Origin of the sequence: Caldovatus aquaticus, from assembly GCF_019458025.1 — a bacterium.
Taxonomy (GTDB): Bacteria; Pseudomonadota; Alphaproteobacteria; order Acetobacterales; family Acetobacteraceae; genus Caldovatus; species Caldovatus aquaticus.
The window spans coordinates 19715-36609 of record NZ_JAHZUY010000020.1; the positions used below are offsets into that span (position 1 = coordinate 19715).

14 protein-coding genes are annotated in these 16895 nt (G+C 74.9%); 11 read left to right on the forward strand and 3 right to left on the reverse strand.

What is annotated here, in order from left to right; translation table 11 throughout:
- The first annotated feature begins 394 nt into the window (after positions 1-394).
- Positions 395-1459 carry a ketopantoate reductase family protein gene (locus tag K1J50_RS09450; protein ID WP_220117466.1) on the forward strand — a complete coding sequence of 355 codons (1065 nt, stop codon included), beginning with the start codon at positions 395-397 and terminating at the stop codon, positions 1457-1459.
- Between the two features lie 217 nt (positions 1460-1676).
- On the opposite strand, the gene serB is transcribed toward K1J50_RS09450, so the two are convergent.
- Positions 1677-2573, reverse strand: coding sequence for a phosphoserine phosphatase SerB (serB, locus tag K1J50_RS09455; protein ID WP_220117467.1), 897 nt, complete (start codon positions 2571-2573; stop codon positions 1677-1679).
- Positions 2574-2599: 26 nt separating this feature from the next.
- Here serB and miaA point away from each other — a divergent pair, with 26 nt between their 5' ends.
- The 4 genes from miaA (at position 2600) to ilvC (ending at position 7121) form a co-directional block, all read left to right on the forward strand.
- Positions 2600-3580: a tRNA (adenosine(37)-N6)-dimethylallyltransferase MiaA gene (gene miaA, locus K1J50_RS09460; RefSeq protein WP_220117468.1), complete on the forward strand. Its 981-nt coding sequence runs from the start codon at positions 2600-2602 to the stop codon at positions 3578-3580.
- Positions 3581-3667: 87 nt separating this feature from the next.
- A complete protein-coding gene (locus K1J50_RS09465; protein WP_220117469.1) occupies positions 3668-5464 on the forward strand; it encodes an acetolactate synthase 3 large subunit in 1797 nt (598 codons plus the stop codon).
- An 83-nt stretch (positions 5465-5547) separates the two neighbouring features.
- Positions 5548-6072 (forward strand): acetolactate synthase small subunit, encoded by a 525-nt coding sequence (gene ilvN, locus K1J50_RS09470; RefSeq protein WP_220117470.1) that lies wholly within the window; start codon positions 5548-5550, stop codon positions 6070-6072.
- 32 nt (positions 6073-6104) lie between these two features.
- Positions 6105-7121, forward strand: coding sequence for a ketol-acid reductoisomerase (gene ilvC / locus K1J50_RS09475; RefSeq protein WP_220117471.1), 1017 nt, complete (start codon positions 6105-6107; stop codon positions 7119-7121).
- Between the two features lie 31 nt (positions 7122-7152).
- On the opposite strand, the gene K1J50_RS09480 is transcribed toward ilvC, so the two are convergent.
- Positions 7153-8127, reverse strand: coding sequence for a hydroxyacid dehydrogenase (locus K1J50_RS09480; RefSeq protein WP_220117472.1), 975 nt, complete (start codon positions 8125-8127; stop codon positions 7153-7155).
- Between the two features lie 349 nt (positions 8128-8476).
- Here K1J50_RS09480 and K1J50_RS09485 point away from each other — a divergent pair, with 349 nt between their 5' ends.
- Entirely contained in the window at positions 8477-10060 is a 1584-nt protein-coding gene (locus K1J50_RS09485) for a 2-isopropylmalate synthase (protein ID WP_220117473.1), read from the forward strand.
- Positions 10061-10096: 36 nt separating this feature from the next.
- On the opposite strand, the gene dapB is transcribed toward K1J50_RS09485, so the two are convergent.
- Entirely contained in the window at positions 10097-10876 is a 780-nt protein-coding gene (gene dapB, locus K1J50_RS09490; RefSeq protein WP_220117474.1) for a 4-hydroxy-tetrahydrodipicolinate reductase, read from the reverse strand.
- Between the two features lie 747 nt (positions 10877-11623).
- Between dapB and K1J50_RS09495 the strand changes: the two genes are divergently transcribed.
- From K1J50_RS09495 to K1J50_RS09515, 5 genes are all read left to right on the forward strand, one after another.
- Positions 11624-12613 (forward strand): lysophospholipid acyltransferase family protein, encoded by a 990-nt coding sequence (locus K1J50_RS09495; protein WP_220117475.1) that lies wholly within the window; start codon positions 11624-11626, stop codon positions 12611-12613.
- Positions 12614-12777: 164 nt separating this feature from the next.
- On the forward strand, positions 12778-14220 hold the full coding sequence (gene miaB, locus K1J50_RS09500; protein ID WP_220117476.1) for a tRNA (N6-isopentenyl adenosine(37)-C2)-methylthiotransferase MiaB: 1443 nt from the start codon (positions 12778-12780) through the stop codon (positions 14218-14220).
- Positions 14217-15341, forward strand: a complete 1125-nt coding sequence (locus K1J50_RS09505; RefSeq protein WP_408869367.1) for a PhoH family protein — start codon at positions 14217-14219, stop codon at positions 15339-15341. Before miaB ends, K1J50_RS09505 begins: the two co-directional genes overlap by 4 nt.
- 70 nt (positions 15342-15411) lie before the next feature.
- On the forward strand, positions 15412-15858 hold the full coding sequence (gene ybeY, locus K1J50_RS09510; RefSeq protein WP_369413564.1) for an rRNA maturation RNase YbeY: 447 nt from the start codon (positions 15412-15414) through the stop codon (positions 15856-15858).
- Positions 15858-16874 (forward strand): hemolysin family protein, encoded by a 1017-nt coding sequence (locus tag K1J50_RS09515; protein ID WP_220117478.1) that lies wholly within the window; start codon positions 15858-15860, stop codon positions 16872-16874. Before ybeY ends, K1J50_RS09515 begins: the two co-directional genes overlap by 1 nt.
- Positions 16875-16895 lie beyond the last annotated feature (21 nt).

Sequence of the window (16895 nt, forward strand, 5' to 3'; positions counted from 1 at the left end):
GCCGCCCCGGCGTGACGGCTTGGGCGCATGGCAGCCCGGCGGGCGCCCGCGCCAGGGGCCGGAGTTAAAGACAAGACGCGGCTTCGCCTCATCCCAAATGAGGAGCCGTTGGCGGAGAAGTGAAGCCGCATCCCCGGACATCGCCGCGCCGGGAGGAGCAGCCCGCACGCCGCGGGATCGTCCGGCCGCCGGGCGCAGGCGGCCACCTCGCCCGCCCCCGCCGGATCCCGGGGATGCGCCGCAGGGCCGCCGTGCCGCTCCGCCGACTTGCGCCGGCCGGGCCGGAGACCGGTGGCGCGTGCCCGTGCGGCGGTTTGCCGTCCGGGCGGCGGCGTGGAAAGCTGCGGCACGAGGGCGCGGTCGGCCGGCCCGCCCGCCGTGCAGGAGAGGTCCCATGCAGCCCCGCATCGCGATCTTCGGCGCCGGCGCCGTCGGCGGCTATGTCGGCGCGCACATGGTCCGGGCCGGCGAGGACGTGACCTTCATCGACCCCTGGCCCGAGCACGTCGAGGCGATGCGCGCCCGGGGCCTGCGCATCACGCACCTGCGCGACGTCCCGGAGTTCACCGTGCCGGTGCGCGCGCTGCACCTGACGGAGGTGCAGGCGCTGTCGAAGCAGCGGCCGGTGGACATCCTCTTCCTGTGCATGAAGAGCTACGACACCGCCTGGGCGACGACGATGATGAAGCCCTACCTCGCTCCGGCCGGCTTCGTCGTCTCGCTGCAGAACTGCATCAACGAGGAGACCATCGCCGGCATCGTCGGCTGGGGCCGGACGCTGGGCGCGATCGCGAGCTCGATCACGGTCGAGCTGGCGGAGCCCGGCCATGTGCGGCGCGCGGCGGGCAAGGGCGGCGCGGCGCACACCGTGTTCCGCGTCGGCGAGGTGCACGGGCGGATCACCGACCGCGCGCGGGAGGTGGCGCGGCTCGTCGGCCTCTCCGACTCGGCGAAGGTGACGGAGAACCTGTGGGGGGAGCGCTGGTCGAAGCTGGTGGCGAACGCGATGGCGAACGGCCTCTCCGCCTGCACCGGGCTGATCAGCCGCGACATCCTGCTCGACGACACGCTGCGCCACTTCACCGCGCGGCTGGGAGCGGAGGCGATCCGCACCGGCCAGGCGCTGGGCTACGTGCTGGAGGAGATCCACCACCTCGATCCCGAGATCATCGCCCGCGCCGGCGAGGGCGACCCGGAGGCGAGGCGCGCCTACGACGAGCGCCGCCTGGCGGAGGCGCGCGGGCCGGGCGGCGGCGCGCACCGGCCCTCGATGGGGCAGGACATGGTGAAGGGCCGGCGGACGGAGATCGAGTTCCTCAACGGCCTCGTCGTCGAGAAGGCGCGGGAGGTCGGCCTCGCGGCGCCGGCCAACGCGGCGCTGACCGCGATCGTGAAGAGGGTGGAACGGGGCGAGCTTGCCCCCGACCCGCGCCACGTCCGGGAACTGCGCCTGAACTGAGGCCGCGCATTGCGGCACCGGGGCCGTTCGCCTCGCGGCCGCGTCCGCCGCGACGGCGCGCGCCTGCAGGGGCGGTCCGCGCTTCCGGCCGTCGCCGGCCGTCCGCGACCGGCGCTAGCGCCGTTTCCGCGCGGCTGCGGGCGCGGCAGCGGCTCCAGCCTGTTGTCGGTCGAGCGGATCCACGCTCCCGGCCGTTCCCGGCCGTCCGCGATCCGCCCTAGGCGCGGATCTCGCGCGCGCGGTAGCCCTGCGCGAACAGCAACGCGCGCAGGTCGGCGTGGTCCACCCGCGCCCGCGCGGCGGCGGCGACGATCGGCTTGGCGTGGAACGCGACGCCGAGGCCGGCGGCGGCCAGCATGTCGAGGTCGTTCGCGCCGTCGCCCACCGCGAGCGTGGCGCTGAGCGGCAGGCCGTGCTCGACGGCGAGGCGCTTGAGCGTGGCGAGCTTGTCCTCGCGGCCGAGGATCGGCTCGGCGACGCGGCCGGTGAGGGCCCTGCCGTCGTCGAGCAGGGTGTTGGCGACGTGCTCGTGGAAGCCGAGCGTCAGGGCGACGCGGCTCGTGAAGTAGGTGAAGCCGCCGGAGATCAGCGCGCAGTGCGCCCCGTGCGCGCGCATCGTCGCCACCAGCTCCCGCGCGCCGGGCGTGAACCGGATCGCCTTCCAGGTGCGCTCGAGGGCGGACAGCGGCAGGCCCTCCAGCATCGCCACGCGCTCCACCAGCGCGTCGCGGAAGTCGATCTCCCCGTTCATCGCGCGGCGGGTGATCTCCGCGACGCGCTCCTTGACGCCCGCGTGGGCGGCGAGCTCGTCGAGCGTCTCGGTGGTGATGATGGTGCTGTCCATGTCGGCCAGCAGCAGGCGCTTGCGCCGGCCCTCTGCGGCCTGCGCGATGGCGTCCACCCGCGCGCCCTCGCCGAGCGCCCGGCGCGCGGCGGCGGTGGCCTGGTCGGCGGCGAGGTTGCCGAAGGGGAGGTCGGCCGCCTCGTCGGGCGCGAGCCAGTCCGTCGGGCCGACCTCGGCGCCGAGGGCGCGCAGGGCCTCGCGCGCCTGGGCGACGTGCGCGGCGGAGAGGCCGCCGGGCAGCGCGATCAGGGTGAGGACTTGGGGCGTCATGCGGCCGGGGGTATGCCCGCGCCGGGATGAGCGATCAAGGATCTTTCGCGCCGCCTTTCGCGCTGCTGATCGCCGGGCCGACCGCGAGCGGCAAGTCGGCGCTGGCGCTCCTGCTGGCGGAGCGCCTTCGCGGCGTCGTGATCAACGCCGATTCGATGCAGCTCTATCGCGAGCTGCGCGTGCTCACGGCGCGCCCGACGCCGGAGGAGGAGGCGCGGGTGCCGCACCGCCTCTACGGCGTGCGCCCGGCGGCCGAGCCGGCGAGTGTGGCCCTCTGGCGCGGCGCGGCGCTCGCCGAGATGGCGGCGGCGCGGGCGGCGGGGCGGCTGCCGATCCTGTGCGGCGGCACCGGACTGTTCTTCCACGCGCTGGCCGCGGGGCTCGCCGAGATCCCCCCCATCCCCCCCGCGGCGCGGGCGGAGGCGCGCCGCCTGCTCGCCGAGCTCGGCCCGGCCGGGCTGCATGCGCGGCTTGTGGCCGCGGACCCGGAGACGGCGGCGCGGCTCCGCCCCAGCGACAGCCAGCGCCTGACGCGGGCGTGGGAGGTCTGGCGCGGCACCGGCCGCGGCCTCGCCGCCTGGCAGCGGGAAGGGCGGACGACCGGGCCGGCGCCGTGGCGCTTCGCCGCGCTGCTCCTCGACCCGCCGCGCCCGGCGCTGCGGGCGGCGATCGCCGCGCGCTGGCAGGCGATGCTCGCGGCGGGGGCGCTAGCGGAGGTGCGGGCGCTGCTCGCGCTCGGCCTCGATCCCGCGCTGCCGGCGATGCGCGCGCACGGGGTGCCGGAGCTCGCCGCCCATCTCGCCGGGCGGATCACGCTGGAGGAGGCCGGGCGGCGGGCGGTGCTGGCGATCGGGCAGTACACCAAGCGGCAGGCGACCTGGTTCCGGCACCACCCGCTGGCGGCCCCGCCGGCCACGCATACGATCCATGCGCGGTTCGCCAATCTGGAGCAATTTCCGGAAAGGGAATGGGCGGAAATCTTGCGATTTATTGACAGGCACCGTTGACGCGGCGCAGCACGGGGGGTAAGCCTGTCCCGCCCGGCCGGGGACCGTCCCGGCCGGACGCCGTTTTGAGGAAAGCCGGAACCCCCCATGTCCGCGACCCCCGCTCCCGCCGCCGCCGACGCCCGCCTCATGACGGGTGCCGAGATCGTCCTGCGCGCGCTGAAGGAGCAGGGCGTAGAGGTCATCTTCGGCTATCCCGGCGGCGCGGTGCTGCCGCTCTACGACGCGCTGTTCCAGCAGAACGCGATCCGCCATGTCCTGGTGCGGCACGAGCAGGCCGCGGTGCACGCGGCGGAGGGCTATGCGCGCTCCACCGGCAAGGTGGGGGTGGTGCTGGTCACCAGCGGTCCGGGCGCGACCAACGCCGTGACCGGACTGGTGGACGCGCTGATGGACTCGGTCCCCGTGGTCTGCCTCACGGGCCAGGTGCCGACCCACCTGATCGGCAACGACGCCTTCCAGGAGGCCGACACCACCGGCATCACGCGCCCCGCCACCAAGCACAACTACCTGGTCAAGGACATCCGCCGGCTGGCCGCGACGGTGCACGAGGCGTTCTACGTCGCGCGGAGCGGGCGGCCGGGGCCGGTGGTGATCGACCTGCCGAAGGACATCCTGATCGGCAAGGGGCCCTACACCGACCCGCCGGCCGAGCCGCACCGCAGCTACCGGCCGCAGACCGAGCCCGACGCGGAGGCGATCCGCCGCGCCGTCGCCCTGCTCAAGCGCGCCGAGCGGCCGGTGGTCTACGCCGGCGGCGGGGTGATCAACTCCGGCCCGGAGGCGAGCCGGCTGCTCACCGAGTTCGTGCGCATGACGGGGATGCCCTGCACGACGACGCTGATGGCGCTCGGCGCCTTCCCGGCGAGCGATCCGCAGTTCCTCGGCATGCTCGGCATGCACGGGCTCTACGAGGCCAATCTCGCGATGCACGGCTGCGACGTGATGCTGAACGTCGGCGCGCGCTTCGACGACCGGGTGACGGGCAGCCTCGCGCACTTCTCGCCGGGGTCGCGCAAGATCCACGCCGACATCGACCCCTCCTCGATCAACAAGAACGTCAAGGTGGACGTGGCGATCGTGGGCGACGCCAAGCGCGTGCTCGCGGCGCTGATCGAGGCGTGGAAGGCGGATCCGACGCCGCAGGACAAGGCGGCGCTGACCCGCTGGTGGCGCCAGATCGACGAGTGGCGCGCGCGCGACTGCCTGCGCTACCGCCAGGAGGGGCGGATCATCAAGCCGCAGCACGCGGTCAAGCGGCTCTACGAGATCACGAAGGAGCTGGGGCGCGACACCATCATCACCACCGAGGTCGGCCAGCACCAGATGTGGGCCGCGCAGTTCTTCGGCTTCGAGAGGCCGAACCGCTGGCTGACCTCGGGCGGCCTCGGCACCATGGGCTACGGCCTGCCGGCCGCGGTCGGGGCGCAGATCGCCCATCCGGACGCGCTGGTGATCGACATCGCCGGCGAGGCCTCGATCCTGATGAACATCCAGGAGATGGGGACGCTGGCGCAGTACCGGCTGCCGGTAAAGGTGTTCGTCCTCAACAACGAATACATGGGCATGGTGCGGCAGTGGCAGGAGCTGCTGCACGGCGGCCGCTACAGCGAGAGCTACTCCGCCGCGCTGCCCGACTTCGTCAAGCTCGCCGAGAGCTTCGGCGCGGTCGGGCTGCGCGCCGAGACGGCGGACGACCTCGACCGCGTGATCCGCGAGATGCTGGCGGCGGACCGGGCGGTGATCGCCGACATCCACGTGGACAAGGAGGAGAACTGCTTCCCGATGATCCCCTCCGGCGCGCCGCACAACCAGATGATCCTCGGCCGCGACGAGGAGGGCGGCGCCGCCGGCGTGACCGACGAGGGCAAGGTCCTGGTCTGAGCGGCGCCGCCCGGCGCCGCCCGGCCCGCCGCGGGCGGCTTGCCCGCCCCGCGCCTTTTCCCTACACGCTCGCGACCCGTCCCATGCCCGATCCCGCCGAGACCGCCCAGCGCGCCGCCACCATCGCCGTCCTCGTCGAGAACGAGGCCGGCATCCTCGCCCGCGTCGTCGGCCTGTTCTCCGGCCGCGGCTACAACATCGAGAGCCTGACCGTCGCCCCGGTGGACGAGGCGAAGCGGATCTCGCGCATCACCATCGTCACCTCGGGGACCGAGATGGTGATCGAGCAGATCAAGGCGCAGCTCGACCGCCTGGTGCCGGTGCACAAGGTCGCGGACCTGACGCTCGAGGGGCCGCACGTCGCGCGCGAGATGGCGCTGATCAAGGTGGTGGGGCGGGGCGAGAACCGGCTGGAGGCGCTGCGCCTCGCCGACGCCTTCCGCGCCCGCGTGGTGGACGCCACCACCGAGAGCTTCGTCTTCGAGATGACCGGTTCGGGCGACAAGCTCGACGCCTTCATCGCGCTGATGCGTCCGCTCGGGCTCGCGGAGGTCTCGCGCACCGGGGTGGTCGCGATCGCGCGCGGCCCCCGCAGCATCCATTCCTGACGGAACCACGGCACAGAGGGGAAGGGCCAGCCATGCGCGTCTACTACGACCGCGACGCGGACGTGAACCTGATCAAGGCGAAGAAGGTCGCCGTGATCGGCTTCGGCAGCCAGGGGCACGCGCACGCGATGAACCTGCGCGATTCCGGGGTGGCCGAGGTCGCCGTCGGCCTGCGCCCCGGCGCCTCGGCGCGGAAGGCGGAGGCCGCGGGCTTCAGGGTGCTGAGCCCGGCCGAGGCGGCGAAGTGGGCCGACGTGGTGATGGTGCTGACGCCGGACGAGGGACAGGGCGACCTCTACCGCGACCACCTCGGCCCGAACATGAAGCAGGGCGCGGCGCTGGCCTTCGCGCACGGCTTCAACGTCCACTTCAACCTGATCGAGCCGCGCCCCGACCTCGACGTGTTTATGATCGCGCCGAAGGGCCCGGGCCACACCGTGCGCTCCGAGTACCAGCGCGGCGGCGGCGTGCCCTGCCTGGTCGCGGTGGCGCAGAACCCCTCCGGCAACGCGCTCGAGATCGCGCTCTCCTACGCCTCGGCGATCGGCGGCGGGCGCGCCGGCATCATCGAGACCACCTTCAAGGAGGAGTGCGAGACCGACCTGTTCGGCGAGCAGACCGTGCTCTGCGGCGGCCTCGTCGAGCTGATCAAGGCCGGCTACGAGACGCTGGTCGAGGCCGGCTACGCCCCCGAGATGGCCTACTTCGAGTGCCTGCACGAGGTGAAGCTGATCGTGGACCTGATCTACGAGGGCGGCATCGCCAACATGAACTACTCGATCAGCAACACCGCCGAGTACGGCGAGTACGTCACGGGGCCGAAGATCATCACCGCCGAGACCCGCAAGGCGATGAAGGAGGCGCTGGAGAACATCCAGTCCGGCCGCTTCGCCCGCGACTGGATGCTGGAGAACAAGGTCAACCAGGCGAACTTCAAGGCCATGCGCCGTCGCCTCGCCGAGCACCCGATCGAGCAGGTCGGCGAGAAGCTCCGCGCGATGATGCCCTGGATCAAGCAGAACGCGCTGGTGGACAAGAGCAGGAACTGAGGCGGCGGCGCGGGCGGGGGACGCGATGCCCTCACCCGCGGCGCAGGATCTCCGGGTTCACCATCATCGCGGGGTCCGGGGTCCCGTCCAGCGCGTCGAGCAGGTTGCGCGCCGCCTGGCGGGCCATGCGGGCGAGGCTCTCCTCGGTGCTGCCGGCGTTGTGCGGGCTCAGCACCACGTTCGGCTCGGCGAGGAGGAGGCTGTCGCGCGGCGGCGGCTCCGCCTCCAGCACGTCGAGGCCGGCGCCGCGCAGCCTCCCGCTGCGCAGCGCGGCGAGCAGCGCCGCCTCGTCCACCACCGGCCCGCGCGCGGTGTTGACCAGGATCGCGCCGGGCTTCAGCGCGGCGAAGGCGGCGGCGTCCATCAGGTGGCGCGTCGCCGGCGTGAGCGGGCAGTGCAGCGTCACCACGTCCGCCTCGCCGAGCGCGGCGTGCAGGTCGCGCACCGGCACGAAGCCGTCGGCGGCGATGCGCGCGGGGTGGAAGGCCGGGTCCATCACCAGGACGCGCATGTGGAAGGCCTGGCAGTAGCGCGCGACGCGCGCGCCGATGCGGCCGTAGCCCACGACCAGGACCGTGCGGCCGGCGAGCTCGCAGATCCCCGGGCCCTCGGTGCCCCACCACGCGCCCGCGCGCACCGCGCGGTCGCCCTGCGGGCCGCGGTGCGCGACGGCGAGCATCAGCATCATCGCGTGCTCGGCCACGGCGAGGTCGTTGGTGCCGTTCGCCACCATCACCGGGATGCCGCGCGCCGAGCAGGCGGCGACGTCCACCGTGTCGTAGCCGACGCCGAGGCGCGCGGCGCAGCGCAGCCGCGGCGCCGCCGCGAGCGCCTCCGCGTCGAGCCGCTCCAGCCACAGCAGCACCGCGTCCGCCCCCGACAGCGCCTGGAGGAATTGCGGGCGGTCGGGGCCGTCCAGCGTCACCAGCTCCACGTCCGGGCGGGCGCGCAGCAGCGCGGCCCCCGCCTCGTGCAGGCAGCGGCAGAGGAGGATGCGGTGGGGCATGGCAGGGATCCCGGTCGCGGTGGCGGGGCCGATCGTGTCGCCTCCGGCGCCGCCGCGCCAGGGGCGGGGCGCCCGCTGCCCGCCGGGCGCGGCGGCCGCGGGCGCGTCTTCCGCGCTTGCCCCCGGCGCCGCCCCGCGTTACCGTGCCGCCGTCATGTCTCCGCGCGTCTCCCTTGCCGGCCTGATCCCCGGGCGCTCCGCCCCGCCGGCCGCGCGCGTCCCCCTTCCTGGCCTCCTCCTTCGACTTAGCCGCCCCTGGGCGTGACGACCGGCCGCGCGCCGGCACCGCTCAGGGGATCCTGGGAACCCCCGCGTTCACCCGCACGGCAAGCCTCGAAGGACCGCACCCATGGCCATCCAGCACCCGAGCTTCGGCACGCTCGCCGACGACCGCATCATCATCTTCGACACCACGCTGCGCGACGGCGAGCAGTCGCCCGGCTTCTCCATGAACCTCGAGGAGAAGCTGCGTATGGCGGAGGCGCTGGCCGAGCTCGGCGTGGACGTGATGGAGGCCGGCTTCCCCATCGCCTCCCCCGGCGACTTCGAGAGCGTGCGCGCCATCGCCGAGCGCTTCGCCAAGGACGGCCCGGTGATCTGCGGCCTCGCCCGCACCGCGCCGGCCGACATCCTGCGCGCCGCCGAGGCGGTGCGGCCCGCCGCGCGCAGGCGCATCCACACCTTCGTCTCGACCTCGCCGCTGCACATGCGCGTCAAGCTGCGCATGGAGCCCGAGGAGGTGCTGGAGCTGGTCACCAGCAGCGTCACGCTGGCGCGCCAGCACACCGACGACGTCGAGTGGTCGGCCGAGGACGGCAGCCGCACCGAGCCCGACTTCCTCTGCCGCTGCGTCGAGGCGGCGATCAAGGCCGGCGCCACCACCATCAACATCCCCGACACGGTCGGCTACGCGCTGCCCGAGGACATGGCCCGCATCTTCGCCATGATCCGCGAGCGCGTGCCCGGCGCCGACCAGGTGGTGCTCTCCGCGCACAACCACAACGACCTCGGCCTCGCCGTCGCCAACACGCTGGCCGCGATCCGCGCCGGGGTGCGCCAGGTGGAGGCGACCATCAACGGCATCGGCGAGCGCGCCGGCAACGCCTCGCTCGAGGAGGTGGTGATGGCGCTGCGCACGCGGCGCGACGCCCTGCCCTACCGCACCAACATCCACACGCCCAACATCCTCCGGACCTCGAAGCTGCTCGCCACCATCACCGGCTTCGACGTGCAGCCCAACAAGGCGATCGTCGGCCGCAACGCCTTCGCGCACGAGAGCGGCATCCACCAGGACGGCGTGCTCAAGGACAAGTCCACCTACGAGATCATGACGCCGGAGAGCGTCGGCTGGTCCACCTCCTCGCTGGTGATGGGCAAGCACTCCGGCCGCGCCGCGTTCCGCGACAAGCTGAAGGCGCTCGGCTACGAGGGGATCGGCGACAACCAGCTCAACGACGCCTTCCGCCGCTTCAAGGAGCTCGCCGACCGCAAGAAGATCGTCTACGACGAGGACATCGTCGCCCTGGTGGACGACGAGGTGATCCGCCAGCATGACCGGGTGAAGCTCGCCGCGCTGACGGTCGCGACCGGCCTCGGCACCCGCCCGACCGCGACGCTGGCGCTCGAGGTGGACGGGCGGCGCGCCGAGGGCGTCGCCACCGGCGACGGCGCGGTGGACGCCACCTTCAACGCCATCCGCCAGGCCTTCCCGCACGAGGCGACGCTCAAGCTCTTCTCCGTGCAGAGCGTGACGGAGGGCACCGACGCCCAGGCGCGCGTGACCGTGCGGCTCGAGGAGAACGGCAAGATGGTGGACGGCCAGGGTGCGGACAGCGACACCATCGTCGCCTCCGCCCGCGCCTACATCCACGCGCTGAACAAGCTGCTGGTCAAGCGGCTGCGGACGGAACCGCCGACCGCGCTGCGGGCGTAGCCTCGACCGGGGGCGGGGCCCGGCCGCCGCCGGGCCTCATCCCATCCCGAGCACGTCCTTCATGCCGTAGAGGCCGGGCGGCCTGCCGACCAGCCACAGCGCCGCCCGCACCGCGCCGGTCGCATAGACGCGGCGGTCGAAGCTGCGGTGGGTGAGGGCGATGTGCTCGCTCGCCCCGGCGAAGAGCAGCGTGTGCTCCCCCACCACCTGGCCGCCGCGCAGCGCGGCGAAGCCGATCGCGCCGGTCTTCCGTGCGCCCGTGTGGCCGTCGCGGCCGCTCTCGCGGCCCGCCGCCTCGAGCGTCGTGCCCCGCCCGCGCGCCACCGCGCGGCCGAGCGCGATCGCGGTCCCCGAGGGCGCGTCCACCTTCTGGCGGTGGTGCATCTCGACGATCTCGGCGTCGTACTGCTCGGCCGGCAGCGCCGCTGCCATGCGCTCGGCGATGGCCAGCACCAGGTTGACGCCGGGCGCGAAATTCGCCGCGTAGCAGATCGGCGCGCGCCGCGCCGCCTCGGCCACCGCCGCCTCGTCCACCGGCGAGAGGCCGGAGGTGCCGAGCACCAGCGGCCGGCCGGTGCGCGCGGCGAGCGCGGCGTGGGCGGCGGCGGCCGAGGCGTGGGTGAAGTCGATCACCACCTCGCTCGCCGCGAACAGCGCCGCGGCGTCGGGCAGCACCGGCACCCCGGGCGGCGGCGCCGCGGCGGAGCCCGGGCGCAGCGTGCCGCCGGCGAGCGTGGCGCCGGCGGCCACCGCCTCCTCGGCGAGCAGCCTTCCCATGCGGCCGGCGATGCCGGCGATGCCGATGCGGACGGACATGGCGGGACGGGCCTCCGCGCTGGTGCTGGTCGGTGGTCGCGGCGCGACACTCCGCGCCCGTCCCTTGCCGGTCAAGCCGCGTCCTGGCGGGCCGGCCGCCGTGACCGCTCCGGCGCGCGGCGCACCGTCGCGGTGTGGGCTGGGTGCCGGCCATGGCGCCTGGGGATGGCGGCGGAGCCGGCGCCGACTGCGGCGGGCCGCGCGTGCGTGCCGCGGACGCCGGCGAGGCGCGCCGCGGCGCTGCCGACCGTGCCGGGGACCATGCCTCGCGCGCCGCCGGTCGCGGGCGCGTGGCCTACTGGGGCGGTCCTCGCCGGCTGGCGGCCGGCCGGGCCTTCGCGGCGCCGGGCGCGTGCCCGGCGCGCCGGCAGGCTCGGCGGGCGAGTACCCGCGGCCGGCGGCGCTTGCGGTTCGTCTCCGGGAAAGGGAGGCTGGGCCGCAGGGGCGGGCGGCGGCGCGGATGGGACCGAATTCCGCGCCGCCGCCTGCCGGGACCGCCGCTGGGGGGCGGCGGATGCCGCGTCAACGCCCGATCCCGCCGCGGGTTGCGTGGCGCGCGGGGGCTGCCGCGTCGCGCCGCCGCGGGTCGCGCTCGGATGCCGGGGTTTCATCGTTCCGTCCCGCTCCCGTCATTGCCGCGTCACCGGCGGCGCGGTAGAGCGGCGGCCGGCCGGCGCGGGTGGCTCCTTCCCCCGCCGTCCCCGCCGTTCGCCGCTGTTGCGCGCCACGCCGAGACCGTACCGTCCCATGGATGCCGCCGCCACCGCCCGCGTCCCGCCCGAGGAGGCCCTCCGGCCCCGGCGGCTGCGCCGGCGCAAGCCGCTGCGCTTCCGGCCCTGGCTGCCCGGCGCCGCGTGGTCCGACGTGCTCGACGTCCGGCCGCACGGCGGGCGGCTGCGCGCGGTGCGGCGCATCGCGCTCGCGCTCGCGCTGACCCTCCTCGCCATGCCCGTCCAGGCGCTCCTGCTGCTGCTGCCGGGACGGGGGCGGATCGTCTTCCCGCGGCTCTACTGGGCGGGAATGTGCCGCGCGATCGGCCTCAAGGTGCGGGTCGTCGGCCGGCCGGCGGCGGAGCGGCCGGTGCTGTTCCTCTCCAACCACTGCTCCTGGCTCGACATCCTCGTGCTCGGCGGCGTGCTGGAGGCCTGCTTCGTGGCCAAGAGCGAGGTCGGGACCTGGCCGCTGGTCAGCACCGTCGCGAGGCTCGGCCGCACCGTCTTCGTCAGCCGCAGCCGCGGCCGGACCGGCACGGAGGCGGAGCAGATGCGCGCCCGCCTCGCCGCCGGCGACAGCCTGATCCTGTTCCCCGAAGGCACCAGCAGCGACGGCACGCGGGTGCTTCCCTTCCGCTCCTCCTTCCTCGCCGTCGCCGATGCGGCGCGGCAGGTGCAGCCGGTCTCGGTGGTCTATGACCGGCTCGGCGGGCTGCCGGCCTGCCGGCGCGACCGGCCGTTCTTCGCCTGGTACGGGGACATGGACATCGCGACGCACCTGTGGCGGCTCGCGCGGCGCAGCGGCGCGCGGGCGACGGTGCTGCTGCACGAGCCGGTGGACCCGCGCGCCTTTCCCGACCGCAAGGCGCTGACCGCTGCGGTGGCGGAAGTGGTGGCGGAGGGCGCCGCGGCGCTGCGGCAGAACCGTCCGGTGGCCCCGCTGCGGCCGGCCCCGCCGCTTTCCGGCCGGCCGGCCGCGGCCGGGCCGGTCGCCGGGAACGGACCGGCCGCCGCCGCGCGGTGAGGCGGCGGCATTCCGCCCTTGACCCGGGCCGTTCGAATCCAGGAAATTCCTCGCATGGGACGCTTCGCCCCGCACCGGATCGCTTGACCCGGGCCCCTGCGGAACGCATCTCCCCGGCGATGACCCGCCCCTCCCGGAGGCGGGCGGGCGGAGCCTTTCCCGGCATGACCGAACCTCTCGGCGGCGCCCCCGCGCGGATGCGGCGCCTGTTCGTCCGCACCTGGGGCTGCCAGATGAACGTCTACGACAGCGCCCGCATGGCGGACGTGCTGGCCCCCCTCGGCTACGCGCCGGCGGAGACGCCCGAGGGCGCCGACATGGTGATCCTCAACACCTGCCACATCCGCGAGAAGGCGGCCGAGAAGGTGTTCTCCGAGCTCGGCCGGCTGCGCGCGCTCAAGGAGCGGCGCGCCGCCGAGGGCGGGCGCATGGTGATCGCCGTCGCCGGCTGCGTCGCCCAGGCCGAGGGGGCGGAGATCGTCGCCCGCGCGCCCTGGGTGGACATCGTGCTCGGCCCCCAGACCTACCACCGCCTGCCGGAGATGGTGGCGCGCGCGGCGCGCGCCGCGGGCGCCGTGATCGAGACCGAGTTCCCGGTCGAGGACAAGTTCGACCACCTGCCGGAACAGGCCGCGCCGCAGGGGGTGACCGCCTTCCTCACCGTGCAGGAGGGCTGCGACAAGTTCTGCTCCTTCTGCGTCGTGCCCTACACGCGCGGCGCCGAATTCTCGCGCCCCGCCGCCGCGGTGATCGCCGAGGCGCGGCGGCTCGTCGCGCAGGGCGCGCGCGAGATCACGCTGCTCGGGCAGAACGTGAACGCGTATCACGGCGCGGCGCCGGACGGCGCCGGCGAATGGCGGCTCGGGCGGCTGCTGCGGGCGCTGGCCGAGCAGGTGCCGGGCCTCGCGCGGCTGCGCTACACCACCTCGCACCCGCGCGACGTGGACGAGGAGCTGATCGCGGCGCATCGCGACCTCCCCCAGCTCATGCCCTTCCTGCACCTGCCGGTGCAGTCGGGCTCGGACCGCATCCTGCGGGCGATGAACCGCGGCCACACGGCGGCGGACTACCTCCGCCTGGTCGAGCGGCTGCGCGCGGCGCGGCCCGACCTCGCGCTCTCCTCCGACTTCATCGTCGGCCACCCGGGCGAGGGGGAGGCGGATTTCCGCGCCACGCTCGATCTCGTGCGCGCGGTCGGCTTCGCCCAGGCCTTCTCCTTCAAGTACTCGCCCCGGCCTGGAACTCCGGCCGCCGCGGCGCCACATCAGGTGCCGGAGCCGGTCAAGGAGGCGCGGCTGGCCGAACTCCAGGCGCTGCTCAGGGAACAGCAGGCCGCCTTCAACCGTTCCCGCGTCGGCATGGGCATCGAGGTGCTGTTCACGGGTCCCGGCCGCCATCCGGGCCAGATCGTCGGGCGCTCGCCCTGGCTGCAGCCCGTGCATGTCCGCGGGCCGGCGTCCCTGATCGGCCGGCTCGCGCCCGTCACGGTGCTCGCCGCCCATCCCAATTCCCTCTCGGCCGCGCTGCGGGACCAGCACGAGACGGCCGCGGAGGCCGACCCCCACCATCACCCCAACCCGGAGGAAGAGGAGCGCATCCGCGCTTGACCACCATTCCCGCCGCCGTCCCGCTGCGCAACCCCGCGGAGGCCCGGCTCTCGCCGCGCGCCGCCCCCGCCGGCCCCCTCGCCGAACCCCAGCAACGCTCCGTCACCCTGCAATTCGACGACAACGCGCTGCTGCCGCTGCTCTACGGCGAGCACGACCGCCACCTCGCCCGCATCGAGCAGGCGCTCGGCGTCCGTCTCGCCTCGCGCGGCAACCGGCTGTCCATCGCCGGCAGCCCGGAGCGGACCGAGCTTGCGGAGGCGGCGCTGCTCGCGCTGTGGAAGCGGCTCGAGCGCGGCCAGCCGGTCGGCGCGGCCGAGGTGGAGGCGGCGCTGCGCCTCGCCGAGGGCGGGGCCGAGCAGGGCGAGCCGCGGCTGCCGCTCGCCGACCTGCCGGCGATCCGCACCCGCCGCGGCGCGATCGCGCCGCGCAGCGCGGGGCAGGCCGCCTACATCGAGATGCTGGCGCGCCACGAGCTGGTGTTCGGCATCGGCCCCGCCGGCACCGGCAAGACCTACCTCGCCGTCGCGCAGGGCGTGGCGCTGCTGCAGTCGGGCCGGGTGGACCGCATCGTGCTGAGCCGGCCGGCGGTCGAGGCGGGCGAGCGGCTCGGCTTCCTGCCGGGCGACATGAAGGAGAAGGTGGACCCCTACCTCCGCCCGCTCTACGACGCCCTGCACGACATGCTGCCCGCCGAGCAGGTGGCGCGCCGGATCGCCTCGGGCGAGATCGAGATCGCCCCGCTCGCCTTCATGCGCGGGCGCACCCTCGCGCACTGCTACGCGATCCTCGACGAGGCGCAGAACACCACCCCGGCGCAGATCAAGATGTTCCTCACCCGGATGGGCGAGGGCTCGCGCATGGTGATCACCGGCGATCCGAGCCAGGTGGACCTGCCGCCCGGCCAGCCGAGCGGGCTCGCCGAGGCGCTGCGGACGCTGGAGGGGGTGGAGGGCATCGCGGTCGCGCGCTTCGGCGACCGCGATGTGGTCCGGCACCCCCTGGTGGCGCGGATCGTCGCGGCCTATGACCGCGCGGAGGCGCGCCGGGGGCCGCCGGGGTGCGACTGGCGCCCGGGAGGCGGGGGCGCGAAGAAGGAGAGGGATGGAACCGCGAAGTAGCCATCCCGGCCGGAAACCCGCGGAAATCCGGGCGGGGACGGCCGGGCTTCGGACCGGGATGCCGCCGGAGGTGGACGTCTCCGTGATCCTCGCGGCGCCGGGCTGGCGCGCCGCGGTGCCGGGCGTCGAGCGCCTGGCCCGGCGCGCCGCCGAGGCGGCGCTCCGCGAGGCCGGCCGGGGCGGGACGATCACCGTGCTCCTCGCCGGCGACCGCGAGCTGCGCCGCCTGAACGGACGCCATCGCGGCAAGGTGAAGCCCACCAACGTGCTCAGCTTTCCGGGCGCGGGCGGCGCGCATCTCGGCGACCTCGCGCTCGCGCTCGGCGTGGTGCGGCGCGAGGCGCAGGCGAACCGGCGGCCGGCCCGCGCCCATCTCGCCCACCTCGTCGCCCACGGGGCGCTGCATCTCGCCGGCCACGACCATCTGCACGCCGGCGAGGCGCGCCGGATGGAGCGGGCGGAGGCGCGCGTGATGCGCCGCCTCGGCCTGCCGAACCCCTGGCGGGGGGCGACCTGATGGGCGAGGGCCGATCACCGGCGTCGCCCGCGGAGGCCGTCGGCGGGAATGGCCGCAACGGCGCCGGCGCCAGTCCCACCGGCCTGCAGCGCGGCCTGTTCTGGCGCCTCCAGGGCCTCCTGCGCCGGCGCGAGGCGGAGAGCGTCCGCGACCGGGTCGAGGAGCTGATCGAGGGGCACCCCGAGGAGGGCGACGGCCGCGGCCGCGGCGCCGAGGAGCTCGACCCCCACGAGCGGGCGCTGCTGCGCAACGTGCTCCGCCTGCGCGGCAAGACCGCTTACGACATCATGGTGCCGCGCGCCGACATCACGGCGATGCCGGAGAACCTGACCCTCGACCAGGCGATCCGCCTGATCCAGCGCGAGGGCCACAGCCGCTACCCGGTGTTCCGCGAGAACCTCGACGACATCGTCGGCATGGTCCACATCAAGGACGTCTTCGCGGCGCTGGGTCCCGAGCGGCAGGGGCAGCCCTTCAGCCTCAGGGCGATCCTGCGCAAGCCGCTCTTCGTCGTGCCCTCGGTGCCGGTGCTCGACCTGCTGCTGCAGATGCGCCAGGCGCGCATCCACATGGCCCTGGTGGTGGACGAGTACGGCGGCATCGACGGCCTGATCACCATCGAGGACCTGGTCGAGACCATCGTCGGCGACATCAGCGACGAGCACGACGAGCCGGCGCCGCCGCAGATCGTCGAGCGGCCGGACGGCACGCTGGAGCTCGACGCGCGCACCCCGGTCGAGCTGTTCGAGAGCCGGCTCGGCGCGGTGCTGACCGCCGAGGAGCGCGCCGCCGACATCGACACCGTGGGCGGCCTGGTCTTCACCCTCGCCGGGCGCGTGCCGGCGCGGGGCGAGCTGATCTCGCACCCCTCCGGGCTGGAGTTCCAGGTGCTGGAGGCCGATCCGCGGCGCATCCGCCGGCTGCGGGTGCGCCGGCCGGGGATGGGGCCGCCCGCCGGCGCTCCTCCCCCGGCGACGTCGCCGCCCGCCGAGCCGATGCCCCGCGCGGCCGAGTAGGGGGGCGCCGCGACCGCCGGC

Bases quoted from the DNA above. Each gene is read 5' to 3' on its own strand.
- miaA (WP_220117468.1), top strand. From the start codon at position 2,600: ATGAGCGATCAAGGATCTTTCGCGCCGCCTTTCGCGCTGCTGATCGCC.
- K1J50_RS09465 (WP_220117469.1), top strand. From the start codon at position 3,668: ATGTCCGCGACCCCCGCTCCCGCCGCCGCCGACGCCCGCCTCATGACG.
- K1J50_RS09480 (WP_220117472.1), bottom strand. From the start codon at position 8,127: ATGCCCCACCGCATCCTCCTCTGCCGCTGCCTGCACGAGGCGGGGGCC.
- miaB (WP_220117476.1), top strand. From the start codon at position 12,778: ATGACCGAACCTCTCGGCGGCGCCCCCGCGCGGATGCGGCGCCTGTTC.
- serB (WP_220117467.1), bottom strand. From the start codon at position 2,573: ATGACGCCCCAAGTCCTCACCCTGATCGCGCTGCCCGGCGGCCTCTCC.
- K1J50_RS09515 (WP_220117478.1), top strand. From the start codon at position 15,858: ATGGGCGAGGGCCGATCACCGGCGTCGCCCGCGGAGGCCGTCGGCGGG.
- K1J50_RS09485 (WP_220117473.1), top strand. From the start codon at position 8,477: ATGGCCATCCAGCACCCGAGCTTCGGCACGCTCGCCGACGACCGCATC.
- K1J50_RS09495 (WP_220117475.1), top strand. From the start codon at position 11,624: ATGGATGCCGCCGCCACCGCCCGCGTCCCGCCCGAGGAGGCCCTCCGG.
- K1J50_RS09450 (WP_220117466.1), top strand. From the start codon at position 395: ATGCAGCCCCGCATCGCGATCTTCGGCGCCGGCGCCGTCGGCGGCTAT.
- dapB (WP_220117474.1), bottom strand. From the start codon at position 10,876: ATGTCCGTCCGCATCGGCATCGCCGGCATCGCCGGCCGCATGGGAAGG.
- ilvC (WP_220117471.1), top strand. From the start codon at position 6,105: ATGCGCGTCTACTACGACCGCGACGCGGACGTGAACCTGATCAAGGCG.
- ilvN (WP_220117470.1), top strand. From the start codon at position 5,548: ATGCCCGATCCCGCCGAGACCGCCCAGCGCGCCGCCACCATCGCCGTC.